The 18,284-nt window shown below is 33.2% G+C and carries 13 protein-coding genes; 6 read left to right on the forward strand and 7 right to left on the reverse strand.

Annotated features, from left to right (window positions below):
• Nucleotides 1-10: 10 nt before the first annotated feature.
• The 3 genes from HNV10_RS10185 to HNV10_RS10195 are packed head-to-tail and all read right to left on the reverse strand — an operon-like array spanning nucleotide 11 to nucleotide 2,444.
• Nucleotides 11-706, reverse strand: coding sequence for a hypothetical protein (locus HNV10_RS10185; protein ID WP_173301245.1), 696 nt, complete (start codon nucleotides 704-706; stop codon nucleotides 11-13).
• A 46-nt stretch (nucleotides 707-752) separates the two neighbouring features.
• Nucleotides 753-1,838: an acyltransferase family protein gene (locus HNV10_RS10190; protein WP_173301246.1), complete on the reverse strand. Its 1,086-nt coding sequence runs from the start codon at nucleotides 1,836-1,838 to the stop codon at nucleotides 753-755.
• Between the two features lie 12 nt (nucleotides 1,839-1,850).
• Nucleotides 1,851-2,444 (reverse strand): ankyrin repeat domain-containing protein, encoded by a 594-nt coding sequence (locus HNV10_RS10195; protein ID WP_173301247.1) that lies wholly within the window; start codon nucleotides 2,442-2,444, stop codon nucleotides 1,851-1,853.
• A gap of 236 nt (nucleotides 2,445-2,680) precedes the next feature.
• Here HNV10_RS10195 and HNV10_RS10200 point away from each other — a divergent pair, with 236 nt between their 5' ends.
• Nucleotides 2,681-4,780, forward strand: coding sequence for a helix-turn-helix domain-containing protein (locus tag HNV10_RS10200; protein ID WP_173301248.1), 2,100 nt, complete (start codon nucleotides 2,681-2,683; stop codon nucleotides 4,778-4,780).
• Between the two features lie 201 nt (nucleotides 4,781-4,981).
• Here HNV10_RS10200 and HNV10_RS10205 read toward each other — a convergent pair whose 3' ends face one another.
• Nucleotides 4,982-5,980, reverse strand: coding sequence for a YhdH/YhfP family quinone oxidoreductase (locus HNV10_RS10205; RefSeq protein ID WP_173301249.1), 999 nt, complete (start codon nucleotides 5,978-5,980; stop codon nucleotides 4,982-4,984).
• Nucleotides 5,981-6,116: 136 nt separating this feature from the next.
• Here HNV10_RS10205 and HNV10_RS10210 point away from each other — a divergent pair, with 136 nt between their 5' ends.
• Nucleotides 6,117-6,443, forward strand: a complete 327-nt coding sequence (locus tag HNV10_RS10210; protein ID WP_173301250.1) for a winged helix-turn-helix transcriptional regulator — start codon at nucleotides 6,117-6,119, stop codon at nucleotides 6,441-6,443.
• A 55-nt stretch (nucleotides 6,444-6,498) separates the two neighbouring features.
• On the opposite strand, the gene HNV10_RS10215 is transcribed toward HNV10_RS10210, so the two are convergent.
• Nucleotides 6,499-7,422 carry a 1-phosphofructokinase family hexose kinase gene (locus tag HNV10_RS10215; RefSeq protein WP_173301251.1) on the reverse strand — a complete coding sequence of 308 codons (924 nt, stop codon included), beginning with the start codon at nucleotides 7,420-7,422 and terminating at the stop codon, nucleotides 6,499-6,501.
• A gap of 260 nt (nucleotides 7,423-7,682) precedes the next feature.
• Here HNV10_RS10215 and HNV10_RS10220 point away from each other — a divergent pair, with 260 nt between their 5' ends.
• From HNV10_RS10220 to HNV10_RS10235, 4 genes are all read left to right on the forward strand, one after another.
• A complete protein-coding gene (locus HNV10_RS10220) occupies nucleotides 7,683-8,603 on the forward strand; it encodes a glutaminase (RefSeq protein ID WP_173301252.1) in 921 nt (306 codons plus the stop codon).
• 165 nt (nucleotides 8,604-8,768) lie between these two features.
• The gene (locus HNV10_RS10225; RefSeq protein WP_173301253.1) at nucleotides 8,769-12,101 is read left to right on the forward strand and encodes a transglutaminase family protein; all 3,333 of its coding nucleotides are present in this window, start codon (nucleotides 8,769-8,771) and stop codon (nucleotides 12,099-12,101) included.
• Between the two features lie 19 nt (nucleotides 12,102-12,120).
• Nucleotides 12,121-14,673 (forward strand): circularly permuted type 2 ATP-grasp protein, encoded by a 2,553-nt coding sequence (locus tag HNV10_RS10230; protein WP_173301254.1) that lies wholly within the window; start codon nucleotides 12,121-12,123, stop codon nucleotides 14,671-14,673.
• 1 nt (nucleotide 14,674) lies between these two features.
• Entirely contained in the window at nucleotides 14,675-15,601 is a 927-nt protein-coding gene (locus HNV10_RS10235; protein WP_173301255.1) for a transglutaminase family protein, read from the forward strand.
• A 114-nt stretch (nucleotides 15,602-15,715) separates the two neighbouring features.
• Here HNV10_RS10235 and HNV10_RS10240 read toward each other — a convergent pair whose 3' ends face one another.
• Both HNV10_RS10240 and HNV10_RS10245 read right to left on the reverse strand, forming a co-directional pair.
• Entirely contained in the window at nucleotides 15,716-16,696 is a 981-nt protein-coding gene (locus HNV10_RS10240; RefSeq protein ID WP_173301256.1) for an alpha-E domain-containing protein, read from the reverse strand.
• A gap of 11 nt (nucleotides 16,697-16,707) precedes the next feature.
• Nucleotides 16,708-18,144, reverse strand: coding sequence for a circularly permuted type 2 ATP-grasp protein (locus HNV10_RS10245; protein ID WP_173301257.1), 1,437 nt, complete (start codon nucleotides 18,142-18,144; stop codon nucleotides 16,708-16,710).
• Nucleotides 18,145-18,284 lie beyond the last annotated feature (140 nt).

Here is an 18,284-nt window from a genome sequence, read left to right on the forward strand (position 1 = left end):
AATTTGTGTTTTATAATTCAGCATAAGTACTTTTTAGACTTTTTAATGATTCAATGGCGTCACTGTAAGCCTCTCTATTTTGTGCAAGCGTCGTCATTCTCGTTAACACCATATTTTCGAAATAAATATCTTTTTCGTAAGTGTCTGAAGAAATGCCCATATCCCTAAATTTGACGTTTCGCATCAAAAAATTTTCATAATAGGCCTCAATAGCTTGTTGTTCTGAAGCTTCAAGTTTTTCTATAGGGTTAAAGGTTTCGTAGGTTTCAGAGATAGCGTTACGTAAGTTTAAATCGTCAAACAATTTTAAGTCACCAGAAAACTTTAAATTTTCATAGGTTATCATAACTGGATAAAACTTTTTAGACATTATTAAATAGAATGATTTTGTAGATAATCTTGGGTTATCATAATCTTTAAATAATAGAATTTTGAATACAGTATCTAACTCTTTGAGCATTTGCTTTGACTCATTATCTAGAATTGCTAACTTTTTAAGATTACGATCGGCTTCATCATGCAACTGAATAATGTATGAATTCCGCAACTCCATTTTCTTCTTGCTATTTGAATGTTCATTAATTGCTAAGGCAATAAGTATCCCAACAATAACTAGAATAATCTCTCCAGTTGCGTAAGCAAAATAATTACCGAACTTATTTTGAGTAAGCATTTTTAGTCTATTTTTTCTAAATAATTTTATCATGACTTAATGGTTCATTAAATTGAAAAACAACGTTTTGTGTGTTACTTTAAATACGCTTTAACTCTTTCTGTATTACACTTTTAAATTTCCATTTCAATCCAAATAATGGTCTTAAAATATTAATTCGTTTAAGGATAAATTCATAAATAAGAACACAGATAATAAACGTAATTACGGTGATCGCAATAAACTCTAACATAGGATGAAGATCTAATGGTAAAATCAGTAGTGCAGCTGCATATAAAACAAACATGTGAATAATGTAAATAGGATAAACAGCAGGACTCAAATAATTTAGTAATGCACTTGGTTTATTAAAGTAGCTATACCCTATTCCGAATAAACCCAATATCCAAGTATTAGATTCTATAGTAGTGATATACATATTTGATATGGACTGATACCCTGTAAATCGAAGCGTAAATAAGACAGACGCTATACTTATATACAACCATTTCCACTTTGCAACGGTTTGCCAGAATGCTTTACCACTATACACAAAAAGAAATCCGAAAAAGAACGCCAAAAATCCTATAATAAATCCATGCCATGTTTGAGCGTATAGTTCAAATAGCTGTGGTTTTACTAAACCTACTTCCAACATAAAGAAAATAGATATAGTTAGAGGACCAAAAGCATAACTCATCACTTTTGAAATTATCTTTTTGAATCTTCCTTTTTCATTTTTCTTTAGATAGAAAAATAGTGGCGACAACAACAGAACGTATACAAAAATGTTACCCAAAAACCATAAATGGCCCATATGTGGAAAGTAGCTCAATGGCATCTTATAATATTGCTGAAAAATTAAAAAATGTAATGGCGTAATGGCCAAAAACCCGAATACAAATGGTAAAAGAATTCGTTTTCCACGCTCTAAGAATAACTGTTTCCAATTTCTTTTTTTCATTGCAAAATAGAGTCCCATTCCCGATACAAAAAAGAGTAAAGGTATTCGCCAAACATTCAGCATCGTCATTGGTTTCCAAAGTCCTTCTAAAGCGTCATCACTTTTTATAAAACCTATAAACAATGCCCAAGGTTGAAAAATAATGGCTATATGATAAATTAGTAATAAACCAATAGCAATAACTCTTAACCAATCTATATCGTATCTTCTTTCTGTTGTCATCTTAAATTGTGTTTATTGTAACATCATTGCTACAACAGGACGTGCTTTTTGTAATTCATTAAGGTCTAAAGTAAAACCCATTGGTTGTAATTGCTGAATTAGCATTTCATAGATAGGTTTCATTTGAGCAAAATCTGCCATTGCTGTTTCTCTTGCTGTAGCTCCAAAATTATTGCGAACCGTTTTATCTGCTTTTGCATCAATAAGTAATTGTACAATTTCAATACGACCAAAGAATGCTGCTGTATGTAAAGCCGTTCCTCCATCATTATTTTTTATAGACAAATCTGCATTTGCATTAATTAATACTTTAGCGATTTCAGGTTTATTAAAAGTGGCTGCAGACATTAAAGGTGTAGATCCAGACATGGCCTCTTTTTGATTAATATCAGTACCAGCTTCAATATGCTGTTTAACTGCTTCCAAATTTCCGGTGAGTACAGCACTATGAATATCTACATTTGGTTTGTTTACTGTCTTAGCTGTAATAGCAGTATTTTCCGAGTCTATTTTTTTATCAGATTGTGCGCAAGAACTCGTTAATAAAAGGATAAAGAATAACATTTGAATGGTAGTTCCAATTGAAGTCATATTAAGTGTTTTCATGATTTAAATTTTTAATGATTAATAACTTGGTTTTTGTTTCCACAAAGATGCGACACTACCCTAATTAATTGATAATGTGCATGAAGCCAATAGTATTAAGTTTGATGAGAGGTTGAAAATTATGACGCAGAAGTATAAATTATGACGCAAACAACTGTTTTTGACAAAGAATTTTGAATTTTGAGCTACTCCGTGTTTAAATAAAAAATTATACATTTGAATTAATACAAAACAACATGTCTAACAACTCATATCAAGGAAAATTCATTGAGGAAGCTGAGTCGCTTATTTTAGAGCATATCTCTAATGAGCAATTTGGTGTTTCAGAATTGGCAGACCTTATGAATATGAGTCGATCAAACTTGTTGCGGAAGATTAAGAAACAAACACAAGGTAGTGCTAGTCAGTTTATTCGTGAAGTACGGCTACAAAAAGGCATGACTCTGTTAAAAGAAACGGAACTTACTGTTTCTGAAATATCTTATCAAGTTGGGTTTAGTAATAATTCTTATTTCACTAAATGTTTTAGGGACTATTATGGGTATTCGCCAGGTGAAGCTAGAAAAAAGATATACGAACAAGTAGAATTAAGACAAGAAGATAGCCCAAACACAGCAGCTAATAAAGTAACTAAAAAAGGGTTTTTACAACAGTACAGCGTTCAAATACTATTAGCTGTTATTTCGGTTATAGTCTTAGCAGCATTCTTTTTATTTCGAAAAGAAACGCTCAATACCGATAAAGAAGATGTTTACCGTAGTAAATCTATAGCTGTATTACCGTTTAAGAATATGAGTAGTGATTCTAACAACTTATATTTTGTGAACGGACTTATGGAGTCGACATTAAACAATTTACAAAAGATAGAAGATCTTCGAGTAATAAGCAGAACCTCAGTAGAAAAATACAGAGACACAGATAAGACCATCTCAGAAATAGCAGAAGAACTTAATGTCAATTATTTAATTGAAGGAAGTGGACAACGCGCTGATAATCAAGTTTTATTGAATATTCAATTGATTGATGCTTCAAATGACACACCAATATGGGCAGAACAGTATAATCATAAAACAGAAGACATTTTTTCTATACAAAATGAAGTCGCTCTAAAGATTACCGAAGCGATAAAGGCGACAGTTACACCATCTGAATTGCAACAAATTGATAAAAAACCAACTGAAAACCTACTAGCATATGATTATTATTTAAAAGGACTTGAAACATACCAAGCAGGAACGAAAGCGGGCTTGGAAGCTGCTATAGTTTTATTTGAAAAAGCGATAGAGCAAGACCCTGAATTTGCGCTCGCATATTCTGAGATTGCTATATCATATTATTATTTAGATTTAAACCAAGCTGAAAAACGGTACACAGATGTTATTAATAACAATGCAGATAAAGCTTTGTTATATGATTCTAAATCTGCTAAAAGCCTTATATCAAAGGCGCTTTACTATATAAATAGTAAGGAGTTTCGATTAGCTATTCCACATTTAGAAAAAGCCTTAGAATATAATCCCAATTCGTCTTCTGTGGTTCAAATACTTGCCGATTTGTATTCACGAGCAATTCCTGATACTGGAAAATATTTGCAATATGCTTTAAAAGGTTTACAAATTGATATTGAAGCAAATGATTCAATAAACAAAAGCTATATGTATTTGGCGTTAAGTAATGCTTTTATTCAAAATGGTTTTACAGGTGAAGCACAGAAGTATATAAAATTGTCTTTAGATAATAACCCAGAAAATTATTATGCACCATTCTTAAACGTATTTATACAATACGCACAGCATCAAAATATAGAAAAGGCCACAGATGCATTGGTAAGAGAATGGGAAAAAGATACGACACGCCTAGATATTATGCAGGAAGTGGCTAAGTTTTATTACTTCCAAGAAAAATATGATAGTGCTTTTTACTACTATGATAAATTTGAAAAAATCAAGGCAAGAAATGGATTAAACATGTATCCACAAGAGAACCTAAAGATTGGAATGGTATTCGATAAAATGGGCATTACGGATAAAGCTGAAGACCATTATAAGGCTTATGCAGAATACTGTAAAAATGACCAATCTATTTACCAGCCTGTTAGTTTGGCCATGAAATACTTGAATGAAAAAAAACCAAATCTTGCTATAGAGCAATTAAAACTGTTTGCAACCAAAAATAATTATCAATATTGGGTTTTGTTGTTTCTTGAAGAAGATCCCTTAATGAAAACTTTAAAAAATCATCCTGAATATGATGAAGTCGTTCAAAAAATTAAAGATAGATTTTGGGAAAATCATAAGCAATTGGAAAAATCACTAAAAGATAAAAACCTATTATAATTCATTTGATTTAAAATAGGTTGTTAAGGATTTTTTAATAGAAATAAGTAGTTTACTATGTTTAGTTTATGATATTAATGTCATTCTACACACATTTACTCACGGCATTCTTATTGTTTAAGACATCGTGAATCTCGTTTCTCGATAAAAAAAGCTCATTAATTCACCTCAATGAGCTTTTTAAATCTATTTACTAAAATCCTAAACCAATTTTAAAACGGTTCTTCCTTTTAGTTGCCCTTTTAACATCTGGTTGATTTGCTCACTAACAGCATCTAAAGAAATGACTGTGGTATTGGCTTCTAAACCATCTAATTTCCATTCGTTAGCAAATTTATTCCAAACTTCTATTCTGTAATTCATTGGATAGTTTTGAGAATCAATGCCAATTAGTGAGACACCTCTTAAAATAAATGGGAATACCGTTAATTCTAATTTTATAGATGCTGCATTGCCACACGCGGTTACTACACCTAGAGGCGCAACAGATTTAATCATATTTTGTAAAATAACGCCACCAACGGTATCTATAGCGCCTGCATAAAGTGGTTTTAATAGTGGTCTGTCTTGTAGTGCTTCAAAATCGCTACGTAAAATAATTTCTGAAGCGCCTAAATCTAGTAAATACTGCTCTTCTGATGCTTTTCCTGTTATGGCAACCACCTTATAGCCTAGTTTATTTAAAATCATAACACTTACCGAGCCTACACCTCCTGTTGCTCCAGAGACGACAATAGTGCCATCTTCTGGCTTTACGTTATCTATCAATCTTAATACACACATGCCTGCTGTTAAACCTGCAGTGCCAATCATCATGGCTTCTTTCATAGACAGATTAGAAGGGCGTTTTACAACCCAATTGGCAGGTACTTTTACATATTCTGCAAAACCTCCATCGGTATTCATGCCTAAATCATAACTAGTTACAATCACGCTGTCGTCAACAGAAAATTGATCTGAATTTGTTGAGACTATAGTACCAACAGCATCAATGCCTGGCGTATGAGGAAAGTTTCTAGTTACGCCTTTATTTCCGCTCGCCGATAAGGCATCCTTATAATTTAAGGAGCTGTAATGTACTTTTATAAGGACTTCATTGTCTTCTAAGGTTGTAAACGGTATATCTTTTATATGGGTTATAAATTTTCCGTTGACTTCTTCTACTCTAAATGCTTTGAAGGTTGATTTGTTATTTATCATCTTATTCTCTATCTTTTTTATTAATTTTACATCAAATTTCGGTTATTAAGTAAAGCTATACAAGAGCTTACAAATTATGCACTTACGAACATTTTGTGCGGTTTTGTTTATAGCTTGGACTTTAAATGAAAAAAAAATGAAAAAAAGTTACTGTCCTATTGATACATTTATAAATGTGATTAAAGGAAAACGAAAAAGCACCATTATTTTGCATCTTTCACAAGGAAACAAAAGATATAATGAATTGATAAAACTCATTCCGGATATTAGTGATCGAATGATGACGAAACAATTAAAGGAATTAGTGGCCGATCAATTAATAAATAGAGAGGTTTTTCCTGAAGTACCACCTAGAGTTGAATATAGTTTATCTGAGTTAGGTCGTGAAATTCACCCTCACTTAAAAGGCATGTTTAGAGGTGGTATTCTTTTTGAAAAAATGATTGACGCAGAAAATAATTAAATCAAAAGGCCATATTAATATATTGGACTTATGTGTTCTTAAAACTCCTTAAACGCTAATCTAATAAGTCTAAAACAATACCAATATTGGCTTTAGTGGCTAAATTAGTGCCACCAGTCATAGTGGTTGCTACGCCACAAACAACACCCCATTTTAAGATGTCTTTAGAGGACCAACCTTGCGCTATAGCATATACTAATCCTGCTACCATACTATCACCAGCACCAATAGTGCTTTTTACTTTAACTGAGGGTGTGTTTTGGTAAAAAATACCACTTTTTGAGGCTAAAAATGCACCACGTGCACCTAAAGAGACAACAACATATTCTGCTTGGTTGCTATTAATTAAATGCATAGCAAAGGCTTCTTGTTCTGGTTTGGTTAAAAAGTCTTTACCTGCTAATTCTGCCAATTCACCTTGATTGGGTTTCATTAAAAACACAGGTTTTTTAAGACTAGACTTTAAGGCACCTCCAGAGGTATCTATAATTATTTTTACATTTTTTGCCTGTAAACTATCTATTAATTGAATATAGAAATCCGATGGCATATTATCTGGAATACTCCCACTCATTACAAACATTGAGCCATCCGTAACTGTTTTATTTAAAGTGTCTTTAAGGATGTTAATTTCAGTAGAAGTTAAGGCTTCTCCTGGCATACCAAATCGGTACTGCAAATCGGTTTTAGCATCTACAATGGCTAAGTTTTCGCGTGTCCAGGCGTCTACAAGAATTGGTTTAATTTCTAATTGCTCGTCTTCTAATAAACTTTTTAGAGTTTTTCCTGTATCACCACCATAAGTAAACATACAACTGTTTTTAACACCTAACGTATGCAGTACACGAGAGATATTAACGCCTCCTCCTCCTGCTTGAAATTGAATAGCTTTACATTTTAGTTTTTGCTCCGGAATTAATTGATCAATAGTTGCGCTTTTATCTAAGGCAGGATTTATAGTTAAAGTAACAATATTCATGAGATGTGTAATTTTTAAATTCTCTTTATAAATGCTATAAATTTAGGTATAATATTAAGAGATTGTCTTAATATTTTCGCCAAATTATAATTTTAATAAGTGCTGTACGCCTTTTACACAGTATATGCCTATTATTGGTAATTAGCACGATACTACAGAGCACAACATGAAAAATAAATCTTAAAATTAGGCTTTAAAATTAGCATATTAAAACCAAATTAAATTATAACTTGCCATGGTAAAATTAACCTAATATTGGTATGCAATCAAATTATAAAAACATCATAGAAAATGCCTATAACCTCACTAAACCACTTAAAGATTTAGGCAAATTAGCAACTTATATTCCAGAATTAGCAAATGTAAATCCGAATAAGTTTGGTGTGCACATGACGCATATAGATGGCACGCATTATGGTATTGGAGATAATCAAGAAAAGTTTTCTATACAGAGTATTGCAAAAGTGTTGTCATTAACATTAGCTGTAAAATTTATTGGTGAAAAGATCTGGACACGTGTTGATGTAGAACCTTCTGGAACTAAGTTTGATTCGCTTCTTTTGCTAGAAACCTACAATGGCATTCCACGTAATCCGTTTGTTAACTCTGGAGCTATTGTGATTTGCGATATTTTATTGACACATTTAGAACATGCTCGCGAAGAATTTCTAGAGTTTGTTAGAGACTTAAGTGATATACCAGACCTTACCTACTCTGATAATATTGCCGATTCTGAAAAAGCAACAGGGTTTAGAAATGTAGCTTTATGTAATTTTATTAAATCTTTGGGTAATATTAAAAATAAACCAGAAGATGTACTCGATTTTTATTTTGACATGTGTTCTTTAGAAATGAATTGCCAACAGTTGTCACATACCTTTGCTTTTTTAATTAATGGAGGTCGCAAATTAAATAATGGAAAGAAAATTATTTCGAGGAGCCAAGCCAAACGTATCAATGCCTTAATGCTAACTTGTGGTTTTTATGATGAATCTGGAGAATTTGCCTTTAAAGTAGGCTTACCAGGCAAAAGTGGTGTTGGTGGTGGCATTGTAGCCGTATACCCTAATAACTTCACAATTGCCGTTTGGAGCCCCAAATTAAACCCTAATGGAAACTCTTTTAAAGGCATGAAATTACTTGAAGATATCACCACACATTCTGAAATGAGTATTTTCTAGGTACATTAATTGCGATTTTAAAAACCTATGGAACGTTATTTAGGTAAATTCCCAAAAATTAGACGATCCACATCAGCCTGAAGTATTATTGAGCAAAATACCTTATTTTGCATATGTAATAGACCTGTGCTGTCTATTTTGTTTCTTTAATCTTACTCACACACTATGGCATTAAAAATTGTAATATCACATAAAACTGTTTATAAATACGATCGTAAGGTAGCATTATCGCCTCATGTTTTTAGATTAAGACCTGCACCACATTCTAGAACACCAATAGAATCTTATTCGTTAAAAATAAAACCAGAAAATCAATTTTTTAATTGGCAACAAGATCCATTTGGTAATTATGTAGCACGCTTGGTTTTTCCAGATAAAACAGATGAGTTATCTATAGATGTAGAAATCATTGCAGATTTAAAAACCATTAACCCTTTTGATTTCTTTATTGAAGAATCTGCAGAAGAATTTCCTTTTGAATATTCCGATACCGTTAAAAAAGAACTTCAACCCTATTTAGAAATTACGGACCATGGTAAATTATTACAAGAGTTTTTAGAGACTTTAGATTACACACCTAGAAAAACCATCTATTTTTTGATTCATGTTAATCAAAAAATTTACGAATACTTAAATTATAATATCCGCATGGATCCTGGTGTGCAAACCTGCGAAGAAACCTTAGAATTAAAAAAAGGGTCTTGTAGAGATTATGCATGGTTATTTGTGCAAACATTAAGACATCTTGGTTTTGGTACGCGTTTTGTTTCAGGCTATCTAGTTCAATTAAAATCAGATGAAAAATCTTTAGATGGTCCTTCTGGTCCGGAAGCGGATTTTACAGATTTACACGCCTGGGCCGAAGTCTATTTACCTGGTGCAGGTTGGATTGGCTTTGATGCCACTTCTGGCTTATTAGCTGGTGAAGGTCATATTCCACTAGCGTGTACACCATCTTTTGAAAGTGCTGCGCCAGTTTCTGGTATGACAGATAAATGCGAAACGGAATTCTTTTTTGAAAACTCCGTAAAACGAATTTTTGAGTCGCCAAGAGTAACCAAACCTTATACAGAAGACCAATGGAAAGCCATAGATAGACTCGGAAATAAAGTAGAAAAACAATTACAAAAAAATGATGTGCGTTTAACCATGGGTGGTGAACCTACATTTATTTCTATCGACGATCTAGAAGCTCCAGAATGGAATACTGCTGCAGATGGCCCTCATAAACGCCAACTGGCCAAAGCGTTATCTAAAAGACTTCATGAAAAATTTGCTAAAGGTGGTGTTTTACATCATGCGCAGGGTAAATGGTATCCTGGTGAACCTCTACCAAGATGGCAAATAGAAATTTGTTGGAGAAAAGACGGTAGACCAATTTGGTACAACAAAAAGTACCTAGAAACCTATGCTAGTGATTTTACAGTGCCTCCAAATACGGATAAGCTTTTCTTAGAAACCTTAACCACCTATTTAGGAGTTTCAAATCAACATATTTTACCAGGTTTTGAAGATGCTTTTTATTTTTTATGGGAACATGGCAATTTGCCTATAGATATAGACCCAACTAAAGACAGAGATAACACTTTAGTAAAAAATAAACTAAAAGAAATTTTAGAAAACGGAACCTCTAATCCTGTTGGTTATGTATTACCCTTAAATAATACTGGTGGCAATTGGTTTACTAGTGAATGGGCATTTAGAAGGCAGCATTTATTCTTAACACCTGGTAATTCTCCAATGGGACTGAGATTACCATTAAATTCGTTAATGGAAAAACCAGAGTACGAGATTTTCCCTTCCTATGAACCCGATTTATTTTCTCAGAAGAAACGTTTACCCAACTTTAGAGATCGTGTAAAAAAGCGTCATAAAGCTGTTTTAGAAAATGGATTAGATACTAACCAACCGAATTATTTTGTTAGAACGGCCATTTGTGCAGAAATAAGAGCGGGTAAATTGTACTTGTTTTTACCGCCTTTAGATGCGGCTGAAAACTTTTTAGATTTAATTGCTGCTATAGAATTTACAGCGAAAGAATTAAAAGTACCTGTGATTATGGAAGGTTACGACCCTCCTAAAGACAACCGATTAGAATCTCTTAAAATTACACCAGATCCAGGTGTAATTGAAGTGAACGTGCATCCTGTAACCAATTGGAAAGATTTGTGTCACAACACATTTACCTTTTATGAACAAGCAAAACTAGCGCGATTAGGAACTGAAAAGTTTATGCTAGACGGCAAGCATACTGGTACAGGTGGAGGAAATCATGTAACCTTAGGTGGTACGAGTCCTGCAGATAGTCCACTGCTGAGACAGCCAAGTTTATTACGAAGTTTATTAACCTTTTGGCAACATCATCCTGGTTTAAGCTACTTGTTTTCTGGTTCTTTTGTCGGACCCACAAGTCAGGCACCAAGAATAGATGAAGCTCGCCAAGATAGTTTATATGAATTAGAAATTGCCTTTAGTCAAATCCCTAAAAATGGCGAAGTGCCGTTTTGGTTAACGGATCGTTTATTTAGGCATTTATTAACCGATTTAACAGGCAATACGCACAGAGCTGAATTTTGTATTGATAAATTATATTCACCAGATTCTTCTTCTGGTCGTTTGGGCATTTTAGAATTACGTGGTTTCGATATGCCACCACATCCTAAAATGAGCTTGGTGCAAATGCTTTTGGTAAGAACTCTGGTCGCTTGGTTTTGGAAAAAACCATATGAACATAATCTGGTACGTTGGGGAACAGAATTACATGATAAATTCTTAATAGAACATTATGTAAGAGAAGACATAAAAGATATTGTATCTCAATTAAATAAAGCAGGTTATAAGTTTGAAGAAGATTGGTTTAATCCGTTTTTCGAATTTAGATTTCCGCTACATGGCATGGTAGAAATTAATAATATTCATTTAGAATTAAGAGCTGGTATTGAACCTTGGAATGTTTTAGGCGAAGAAATGACAGGTGGTGGTACAGCTAGATATGTAGATTCGTCTTTAGAACGTCTACAAGTAAAAGTGTCTAATTTTATTGAAGAACGTTTTGTATTAACCTGCAATGGTGTACGAGTGCAATTAAAAAGTACAGGTGTAAATGGAGAATATGTTTCGGGTATTCGCTATAAAGCATGGAATCCCTATTCGGCATTACATCCTACAATTCCGCCAGATACACCATTAGTTTTTGATATCGTAGATACTTGGAACAAGCGTTCAATTGGTGGCTGTACGTATTATGTGGCGCATCCTGGTGGACGTTCTTATGATGTGCATCCTGTTAATAGTTTTGAAGCAGAATCTAGACGTATCAACCGTTTTTGGGAGTTTGGACATACCCAAGGTGAAATAAAGCCTTTTGACAACATCACTTTTGATAATGAACCGACCTCTAGAAGTGTAAAAGAAAAAAGTAGCTCAAAACGTTTTTCTTATAAAGAATTACCAGTTAATTTTGAATTTCCTTATACTCTAGATTTACGTAAAAAATAAAGAGCATTGTCGCTTATATATGAAAACCATAACTAAAACATTATTTGAAAACTATTTTTCTGCGTCATCACGTTATGATGAATTACTTACACCTAAAATGAGCATAAAAGACAACTGGAAAGTCTTGTCGCAAAATTTAGTAAAAATTGGTCCGGAAAATCTGGTATTAAAACAAAAAGAAATCAATTGGCTGCTGGCAGAAAATGGTGTTACCTATAATGTTTATAATGATCCAAAAGGTTTAAATAGACCATGGGATTTAAATGTTGTTCCATATATAGTTCATCAAAACGAATGGAAAGACGTTGAAAAAGGGATACAACAAAGAGCTGAAATATTAAATCTTGTTTTAAAAGATTTATACGGAAAAAGAGACCTTTTTAAAAATGGTATTATTCCACCAGAAGCAATTTATGCCCATAGTGGTTTTTTACGGCCATGTGATCAAATACTCTATAAAAACGCTAAACAACTTTCAATATATGCTGCAGATTTAGCCAGAGGTCCAGATGGCAGAATGTGGGTTGTAAATGATAGAACACAAGCGCCATCAGGTATGGGCTATGCTTTAGAAAATAGGTTTTCTACAAGTAAGATTTGTCCTGAACTTTATAAAAATATCAACGTTTCGCAACCTTCTCAGTTTTTTAACGACTTTAATAAGTTGTTACTCAATGCGGCCAATACAAATGTAAAAAGTCCAATGATTGTGATCTTAACTCCAGGACCACATAATGAAACCTATTTTGAACATGCATATTTGTCGTCATTTTTAGGCTATCCGCTTGTAAAAGGGAATGATTTAGTGGTTAGACATGGTAAGGTTTGGTTAAAATCGCTTAAAGGATTAAAACAAGTTGATGTTATTCTAAGACGTGTCGATGATAGCTTTATGGACCCATTAGAGTTGCGTGAAGATTCTTATCTTGGTGTTGCTGGTTTATTAGAAGCTGTTCGTTTGCAAAATGTGACTATTTTAAATCCTATAGGCAGTGGTATATTAGAAAATCCTGCGTTAATTCCTTTTATGGAAAATATTTGTAAATATTTCTTAGATGAAGAATTAAGGTTACCGCAAATAGCTTCCTGGTGGTGTGGTCAAGATAAAGAACGTCAACATGTTTTAGAAGATTTAAAGTCTTTTGTCGTAAAACGAATTGACCGCTCTAAAAGAGAGCATATTTATTTTTGTGAATTTTTGGATAAAAAGGAACTCGATAATCTTAAAGCAGAGATTTTAGAATATCCTCATAAATTTGTGGCTCAAGAAAAAATATCGTTTTCTACAGCACCTAATTTTGTAAACAATCAATTAGAACCTCGAAAAATTTCGTGCCGCACTTTTGCTATTGCTAATGCGAATGGTTATAGTATTATGCCTGGTGGCTTAGTAAGAGTAGCAACAGAACGTGAAGAATTATTTGTATCTAACCAACGTGGTGGCACCAGTAAAGATTTTTGGATTGTAAATGATACGCCTCAAACTAATTTGCAAAACTATTCTTGGAACAAAACTAATTCTAGCCCTTCTACAAACATCAATGATGTCCCAAGTAATACAGCAGAAAATTTATTTTGGTCAGGTAGATATATCGGAAGAGCGTTAGTAACGGCAAGATATTTGAGAATGGTACTTAGCCAAATGACGCACGCACAGTACAATCACCGAAAATCAGAGTCCGAAAGTCTAAAAATACTGTTTCAATCAATTACTAAAATTACATCTACATTTCCTGGTTTTATTACAGAAAATGAAGAGGTGTTAAATAATCCTCTGTCAGAAATAAAAGATATCATTCTAGATGAGACAAAAATTGGAAGTTTCGCACAATCAATGCAAAGCTTTAGCAACTCGTACTATGCATTGCGTAATTTATGGTCTAGAGATATGTGGCGTGTTTTTGACGGCATTCAAAAACACCTAAAAAATCTAAAGAAAGAAGAAGATTTCACGGTTAATAAACTCACTAATTTCTTTGATAAAATTATAACCAGACTCATTGCATTTATGGCGCTTACCGAAGAGAGTATATTAGTGAGGCAAGGACTCCTACTCTACTTTATTGGTTTGCAGCTAGAGATTGGCGCTATGAATATAGAGAAATTTAGAGCAATGTTAATTGTTAATTACGATGAAGAACTAGAATATGAAGTTTTAGAATCCTTATTAAGTAGCCACGAAAGTTTAAATATCTATAGGTACAGCTATAACTCTTATTTAAGTTTAGAAAATGTGTTGAATCTAATAATCTTAGATAAAGAATACTCTAGGTCATTAACATATCAAATGCATCGTTTAAAAAAGGATATCTATAAATTACCTAAAACAAATAATTCCGAGGAACTTACTATATGTCAACAAAATATAAACGCCGTTATTTCTAAAATGGACCGCTTAAATCTAAAAGACATGTTAGTCATAGACGACAATTCAAACATGCGTAAGAATTTAGATGATGTATTGTCTGATTTAAGTGATTTACTGCATAACACATCATTATCTATTTCAGATACCTATTTTAATCATTCGCAAGCCCAAAAACAATTGGTTAACCGAAACATTACATCTTAATATGATTTTTGATCTTTGGCATAAAACAAAATACACATACGAGCATGGCGCTTCGTTTTGTCATAACCTTACAACTATAAAACCTAAAAGTTTTGCAGGTCAAACACTATTAGACTATAGTTTAGAAATTACGCCTACGCCAACTGATATTACAGAACGTCTAGATTTTTTTGGAAATGCTGTAACCCGTTTTTCTATACAACAACATCATAAAGAACTAATTGTTATAGCACGCAGCAAAGTGGCCAGAGATTATGAAAAACAACATAATGAAGCCGATTTTTTAAAAGCTAAAAAAGTAACAATAGCAGAAACCTTAACACAACTCAAAGGAACAGATGCAGAAATTATTGATGTAAGACAATTTGTAATGCCTTCACCATTAATTTCTATTGGTAATAATGAAATTAAGGCCTATGCAGCCAAATCGTTTAGTTCAGAACGTTCATTTTATGAAGCGGCTAACGAACTTATGCAACGTATTTATACCGATTTCGATTTTGTACCAGGATTTACCAATATCGCAACACCGCTAAAGGATGTAATGGCGGCTAAAAAAGGGGTTTGTCAAGATTTTGCTCAAATAGCTATTGCCTGTATACGTGCTATGGGTTTACCAGCTAAATATGTTAGTGGTTATATAGAAACATTACCGCCAGAGGGTAAAGAAAAATTAATAGGTACAGATGCGTCACATGCCTGGTTTTCCGTTTATATTCCTTCCTTTGGTTGGGTAGATTTTGACCCTACCAATAATCAAATCCCTAAAAACCAACACATTGTTGTGGCACATGGAAGAGATTATTATGATGTACCACCTTTAAAAGGTGTCATATATAGCATGGGCAAAAATACCATGGAAGTTTCCGTAGACTTAAGACCCTCTGCATCTTATATTAGTCAAATGCAAAGCCAAGCGCAACAATAAACATAGTTAGTCCTTCTATGAATAAGTACTTAGACAAAAAATGAACAAAACACTAAAGCGCTGTGTTTAGAGTACCTATTGGGTTTCAATACAATTAAACTAGCTCTAAATTAGTTATTGTTTTTGACTTTGCGATGACTCCTGTACATAGGGTGTAATAGAAAAGAATGAATTATAAATTGCAGAAGAAATAGCATTTAATTTAAGCTGAATATGATCTAAATATTCATGCATTCCTTGGGCTATAATATCATTGATGTCTACATATTCTAACTGTGATTTTAAAACACCTAATTGCTTTTGAGCGTTATTACTAAAACCAACAGAGCTTCCAGATAAACTCACTAAACAACGTTCAGCACTGAGTAAACATGCCAAAATAGACCTAGGAAATTCAGTGTCTAATATTAAAAATTCTGCAATACCAGATGGAGTTAATTTTCCATATTTTTTGCGGTACATATCGTATGCACTTACCGATTTTAAAAGCGCTGCCCATTGAATTAAATCTAATGACGACCCTATTAGTTTTGGTGATTTTAATAAGAAATGATACTTAGCATCTAAAACCCGAGAGGTTTTATCGGCTCGCTCAATTAATTGACCCAATTTTGCAAAATGCCAACCTTCATTTCTAGATATAGTGGCATAATACATACCATACACCAATTGACATCCGTTTTTAATGTCTGTAAAAAAAAGTCGTAATTGCTTATCGGTTTGATTTTTCTTAACCGCTGAATTTTTTACTAAATAATAAAGCGCATTTATTTGCTCCCAAACTTCTTTAGTAATTTCTGCGCGTACGGCTCGTGCATTTTCTCTCGCACTAGAAATACAATTTAAAATAGAATTTGGGTTGTTTTTATCAAAGGTTAAAAAATAGATAACCTTATTCTTTTCAACTTTTGGATATAGAGAAGTAAATAATTCCCAATCGCCAGTAATAAGCACAAGGGGTTGCCACTGTGCTACTTCATCAGGTGGTAATTCTAATGATAAGTTATAATTTACATCCATAAAACGTGCGTAATTCTCTGCGCGTTCTAGATATCTATTCATCCAATATATAGTATTTGCAACTCTGCCTAACATAGTTTTTATTTTTAACTGTTTAAAACCCAAGTATCTTTACTACCGCCACCTTGTGATGAGTTCACCACAATAGACCCTTTTTCTAAAGCCACACGTGTTAAAGCTCCGGGAATAATTTTAATAGAATCACCATACAACGCATATGGTCTTAAATCTACATGCCTACCTTCAATAGTATTATCTGCTATAGTAGGCACGCGTGATAAATTAATCATTGGCTGAGCAATATAATTTCTTGGCTTCGCTTTTATTTTTGTAATAAACTCTTGTTGTTCTTTTTTGGTGGACTTTGGACCAATTAGCATCCCATATCCTCCTGAAGCATCTGTCTGTTTTACAACCAAATTATGAATATTTTCAATCACGTATTTACAATCACTTTCTTCATCACAGATATAGGTTTTTACATTGGGTAATATCATATCTTCACCCAAATAATATTTAATAATTCTGGGGATATAGGCATAAACAGCCTTATCATCTACAACGCCTGTACCTGGTGCATTAACTAAAACGACATGGCCTTTAAGGTAGGCTCTAAATAATCCAGGTGTTCCTAATAAGGATTTCTTATTAAAGACTTCTGGGTCAATAAAATCATCATCCACACGACGGTAAATAACATCTACACGCTGTAAACCATGAGTTGTAATCATATAAACCATATCATTTTTTACCACTAAATCGCGACCTTCTACCAAAGCGGCTCCCATTTGTTGTGCTAAATAGGAATGTTCAAAATAAGCCGAATTGTAAATACCAGGTGTCATTACAACAACGGTTGGTTTGTCTATATCAACTAAAGATTCTAAGGTATCTCTTAAGGTGTGCGTATAGTTATAAACGGGTTTCACATCAAGTTTTTCAAATAACTCTGGAAACGTACGTTTTAATATTTCACGGTTTTCAAGCATATACGAGACACCAGATGGACATCTTAAATTATCTTCTAAAACATAATACTTGCCATCACCACCTTTTATTAAATCAGACCCTGTAATGTGGCACCAAATATCTTTTGGTGGTTTAAAGCCTTCTAATTCTTTTAAATAAGACACACTAGATAAAATCATCTCCTTAGGTATTATTTTATCCTTCAATACCTTTTGGTCATTATATATATCTTGAATAAATAAGTTAAGGGCTTTTATGCGTTGTTGTAAACCTTTTTCGAGTTGATTCCATTCGCTATTACCTATAATTCTTGGAATAATATCTAAATGAAGAATACGTTCTATTCCTTGATTGTCACTGTAAACATTAAAGGTCATACCCAATGACAGTTGTGCGCGGTCGGTTGCATGCTGTAGGGTGTTTAATTTCTTCTGACTTAATTTTTGAAGCCGTTCTGCAAACAATTGGTAATTAGGTCTAATGTTTTGGTTCTCATCAAACATTTCATCGTAAAACCCTTTGGTGTCGTAAGCGGAGAAATTTAGTTTTGGCATAAGCAGTTAAAGTATATATGAGTTAGTCAACGTTTTTAATTAGTCTTTTTTAGCTAAATGTTTATGGCCTAGTATTAATAAATACAATCCAAAAAAAATAGTGCAACCCTGTTAAAACCGTTGTATCCTAACAAAGTACA

It is taken from the genome of Winogradskyella litoriviva, assembly GCF_013249065.1.
GTDB lineage: Bacteria > Bacteroidota > Bacteroidia > Flavobacteriales > Flavobacteriaceae > Winogradskyella > Winogradskyella litoriviva.